The sequence below is a fragment of the Rhodococcus sp. T7 genome (genome assembly GCF_009872365.1).
GTDB lineage: Bacteria > Actinomycetota > Actinomycetes > Mycobacteriales > Mycobacteriaceae > Rhodococcus_F.
Genome location: NZ_WXYH01000134.1, coordinates 1 through 5,124 on the forward strand (window position 1 = coordinate 1; position 5,124 = coordinate 5,124).

The window sequence follows — 5,124 nt, forward strand, 5'->3', positions numbered from 1 at the left end:
GACACCAAACCCGCCAACCCGGCATGCGTCACGACGACACCCTTGGGCTTCCCAGTCGAACCCGACGTGTAGATCACATAGGCTGGATGCTCGGCTCGCAACAGCCGTACGCGATCCATGTAGGTGATTCCTTCGCTGGAATGCGAGTCCACGTGTCTGATGAAGTCGGCATCGTCGATGGCCTTCCACTCCACCACATCGGGCAGTGCATCGCGCCGAGCGGCGGTCGTGAGCCCGATGACGGCGGCGGAGTCGGTCACCATGTGGGTGATGCGGTCGGGTGGATAGTTCGGGTCCACCGGCACGAAGGCGGCACCCGATTTCGCGACAGCCCACACCGCCAGAACCGAGTCGATGGACCTCGTCAACGCAATCGCAACGACATCCTCCGGGCCGACACCTCGATCGATCAAGGCCCGTGCCATGCGCGAGGAACGCTCGTCCAGCTCGTTGTAGGTCAGGGTCTGACCGTCGTAGACCAGCGCCGTCGCCGATGGCTGTGCCTCTACCGCCGACGTCAACAACTGAGGGAGCAACGTGACTCGCGTGCGCTGTCGTCGGGGCGGACGGGCGCTCGCCCGAACTCTCCGAACCTCTGACCTATCATCCCCGGCGCTCATGCTGACAACTCCTTCTGCCGAAGAACACACTGCAGGGTTGTACAAAGCATGGAACTAACTCACCTTCACTAGGTAACTCATCAAACCGGGAGCACGCCGCCGCTGTCGCACTTGTCGTGATTCGGGCATGGGTCGGCGACTGACGTCCCTGTATACCAGTATCAGTTACAGGCACGCCTACCTTACGACAGCGTGTGGCGGCAACCAGGATCCGCCACAGCTCGTCAGCCGTAGGCGGGCCTGCAGCGGACATCGCGAATCCGTTATCCGGATAGCGCCGACCACATTGATTCCTCGTCAAGTTCGTGTATCAACTGACCATCTGACCATGTGTCGACCTGGGGCAACTCGAAGCCGACGACGACAATCGCAACGAGATCGGGCAAGCCGTGCAGGTCCAGACCCGAGAGCACAGGCGCAGTGGTGACGACATGCGTTACCCACTCCGACCCCAGAAGTTCGGCCAATCCCTCCCCTGTCGGAGACCCGCCGCTCGGAAGAATTAATGCACCCCCCGATGTTCCCGCGAGGAGGGTAGTGAGTACCGATGTCACGCCGCAGGGTGGCTCCGTATGGAGCAGCCGCGAATCATGGTTCACCGAATATTCATCGAGCTTCGCCCCGACCAGTGCGGCCAAATCGCCATGCGACACTTCTCGCCGAAGTATCTCACCGCCCCGTTCGGCTGAGCAGATCACCCACGCTGGGTCCTCGACGGCAAGCGCCCGAGCACGATCTCGAGATCCAATAGGCCGCGGAGACTGCGCCGCGATACGTTGGACTACTCCATCATCATCCAGCACCAGTGTTGTGAGCCCTTCAGGCAGCGCACCTCGATCTGCGCCGCGTGTCAGAACCACTGTCGCACCGGATCCGAGAATGGCTCGAGTTACCTGCTCCGAGGGTTCGGCCTCGTCTACCGATACGAAGGCTCCACCTGCCTTGGCAACCGCCCAGTAAGCGACCACCGCATCGACGGATACCGGCAGCGCTATCGCCACAATCGTTTCAGGTTCAACTCCGTCTTCGACGAGCACTCGGGCCAGCTTCGATGAGCGCACATCCAAGTCCTGATACGTGATTTCCTCGCCTCGAAACACAACTGCAGGGGCCTCGGGATCTTCCTCGACCATGTCCATGAAGAGTTGAGGGAGAGTACGTCCGTGCATGGTGCCACCGTCAGCGCCACGTGGCGACTCCCCGCCACCCGCTCCACTTCCACCAAATCGTGCGAGCATTCGCTGCTGCTCGGCGTCGTCGAGAATCTCGATGTCGCCGATCCGAACTTCCGGGTCAACCGTGATTGCCTCGAGGACACGCAAGAAGCGTCGCGCGAACGATTCGACGGTGGCCTGGTCGAACAGGTCCCTGGCGTATCCGAAGTTGGAAACAAGTTCGGTAGGTCCACCCGCGCCATTCGTGCGATGCACCACAGTGAGTTCGAGGTCGAATTTCGCCGCATTTTCGAGGGCGTCAACCGGACTGATATCGAGGTTCGGGAGCGTCAGGCTCGCCTCGCCCAGCGGTTGCACCGAAAGCATCACCTGGAATATCGGGTGAAATGCGGAGGAACGAATGGGTGTGATTGCGTCCACCATCCGCTCGAACGGCACATCCGAGTTCGCGAACGCCTCGAGATCAGTCTCACGTGTCTGCCCGAGAAGCTCCTCGAACTTCTCCGCAGGGTTCACCCGCGTCCTCAACGGGAGCGTGTTGACGAACATGCCGACCAAGTCGTCGAGCTCCTGCTCGCCGCGCCCCGCAACCGGGGTTCCGACCGCAAAATCGGTTGCCCCACCCAGCCGTGAGAGCAGAACCGCCAGTGCCGCATGCAACACCATGAAGAGCGTTGCATTATGTTGCCGCGCGATATCGTTCAGCCGAGAATGCACGTCGGCGTCAACCACAACCTGGACAGCGCCGCCGAGCATGGATGGGTTGGCCGGACGCGAATGATCTGCCGGCAGATCCAATCGTTCCGGCATGCCCGACAACGCCTCCTCCCAGTACGCAATCTGCTTGCTGACCAGCGATTCCTGATCGTCCTCCGAGCCGAGGATTTCCCGCTGCCACAACGCGTAATCGGCGTACTGGACCGGCAACCGCGAGAAGGTCGGAGACTCTCCACGAGAACGCGACTCATATGCCGTCATCATGTCCCTGGCCAGCGGCGCCATCGAGACGCCATCGGCCGAGATATGGTGAACGACCATCGCAAATACGAACTCATCGTTCGCAATCCGAAGCAACTGGACCCGGACAGGAACCTCAACCCTCACATCGAAACCTGCGCTCAAGAACCCGCTTACATTGGCGAAGAGGGCCTCCTCGTCTCCGAGAACGATCGGCGTCAGATCACACTGGACCTCTGCCGCCGGGACGATCCTCTGGACCGGTCCCTCCGAATCTTCCGGATACAGGGTGCGCAGTGATTCGTGCCGTTCGATCACATCAGAAACGGCCCGCTGCAGCGCAATGCCATCAAGCTGACCCGACAAGCGTAACGCTAACGGAATATTGTACGCGGATGATGACGTGTCCATCTGATTCAGGAACCACATTCGCTGCTGTGCCAACGACAACGGAATCCGCTCCGGACGCTCCCGTGCCACCAAGGCCGCACGACCGTCCCCGCCTGTATGCGACTCCAAGCGGGCCGCGAGAGAGTGCACTGTCGACGCTTCGAACAGCGTCCGCACAGGTATCTGAGTATCCAGTGCCGCACCCAACCGTGCCGACAACCGTGTCGCGATCAATGAGTTGCCACCCAACGCGAAGAAATCATCATCCACGCTGACCCTCTCGAGCCCGAGCACATCTGCGAACACGCCGGCAATGATCTGCTCGCCGTGGGTTTCCGCAGCACGGAACTCCCGGTTGCTCGCGAATTCCGGCGCCGGCAGCGCTTTGCGATCGAGCTTTCCGTTCGCCGTCAACGGCAACTCATCAAGCACGACCACCGCATCGGGGACCATATAACTGGTCAAGAACCCGGACACGAGCTCCGTCACATCCACCGGGTCCACGCCGGCCCGCGCCTCGGGCACTACATACCCAACCAAGCGATCACCAGTAGCAGCGTCGGTACGCACCACCGCCACCGCGTGCGCCACACCCTCGCACCGCGACAACGCAGCCTCGACCTCACCAAGCTCGATCCGGAACCCACGCAACTGCACCTGGAAGTCCGACCGGCCCACATACTCCAACTGACCATCAACATTCCAGCGAGCAAGATCACCAGTGCGATACATACGGTCACCAGCAACCGTGAACGGATTCGCCACAAACCGCCCCGACGTCAACCCCGGCTGGCCCAGATATCCCCGCGAAAGCTGACGACCACAGACATACATCTCCCCCGCCGTACCCACAGGCACCGGGCGAAGACGCGCATCGAGCACATACACCGAGAGACCCGGCAAAGCCCGGCCAACCACCGACGCCGCACCCGAGCGCGCCATCTGAGCAGTCAGCTCCAAGAACGACACATGCACCGTTGTCTCTGTAATCCCGTACATGTTCACCAGGCGCGGAGCCTGATCACCATGTCGGTCGAACCAGCGTGACAACTGGCCCAAATCCAGAGCCTCACCGCCAAAAATTACATGTCGCAACGGCAACTGAGCGGCAAAGCCCGAATCAGCCGCAACACGGTCAGCCTCCGCAAACTGATAGAACGCCGACGGCGTCTGATTGAGAACCGTCACCCCTTCGCGGACAACCAACTCCCGGAGTTCCTCCGGCGATCGCGAAGTAATGAAGTCAACCACCACCAATGTGCCACCATGCAGCAGCGGCCCCCACAACTCCCACACCGAAAAATCGAACGCATAACTGTGGAACATCGTCCACACATCCGAGCCGTCGAATCCGAATTTCGGCTGAGCATTTGCAAACAACTCGACCACGTTCCGGTGCGAGACCGCGACACCCTTAGGCTGGCCCGTCGAACCCGATGTATAGATCACATACGCCGTGCTCTCCGACCGCAACGGCCACAACCGATCCGAATCGGTGATTGTCGAGCTACCGAACTCCGACAGATCCTCAGTGTCAAGCAAAACCGTCTCGATGCCGGACACCACATCCATCACCGGCACCGACCCCAGCTCCTGCGAAGTGGAAATCATCAATTGCGGATCGGCATCAGCAAGCATGTATGCGATCCGGTCAGCCGGATACGTCACATCCACCGGCAGGTACCCACCACCGGACTTGACGACAGCCAGCACTGCCACAACCAGGTCCAACGACCGCGGCAACGCAATCGCAACCAATGACCCCGGACCGACACCACCCGAAATCAGCTTCCGTGCCAAACGATTCGCCTGCAGATCCAATTCACCATAAGTCAGCGACCGACCCTCGAACCGAACGGCCACCGCACCCGCCGACTCCGCCACCTGCCCATCGAACAACGACGGCAACGTCGCACCAGCATCCACCGGATGCCCGGTGTCATTCCACCCCGACACCACCAGATCCCGCTCCACCGCATCAA

The 5,124-nt window shown here is 60.9% G+C and carries 2 protein-coding genes; both read right to left on the reverse strand.

The genetic code is table 11. The features are described 5' to 3' along the window. A partial coding sequence (locus MLGJGCBP_RS15925; RefSeq protein ID WP_236581120.1) for an AMP-binding protein occupies positions 1-536 on the reverse strand: 536 nt, incomplete at its 3' end. Between the two features lie 347 nt (positions 537-883). Further along, on the reverse strand, positions 884-5,124 hold a 4,241-nt coding region (locus tag MLGJGCBP_RS15930; RefSeq protein ID WP_160096783.1), incomplete at its 5' end, for a non-ribosomal peptide synthetase.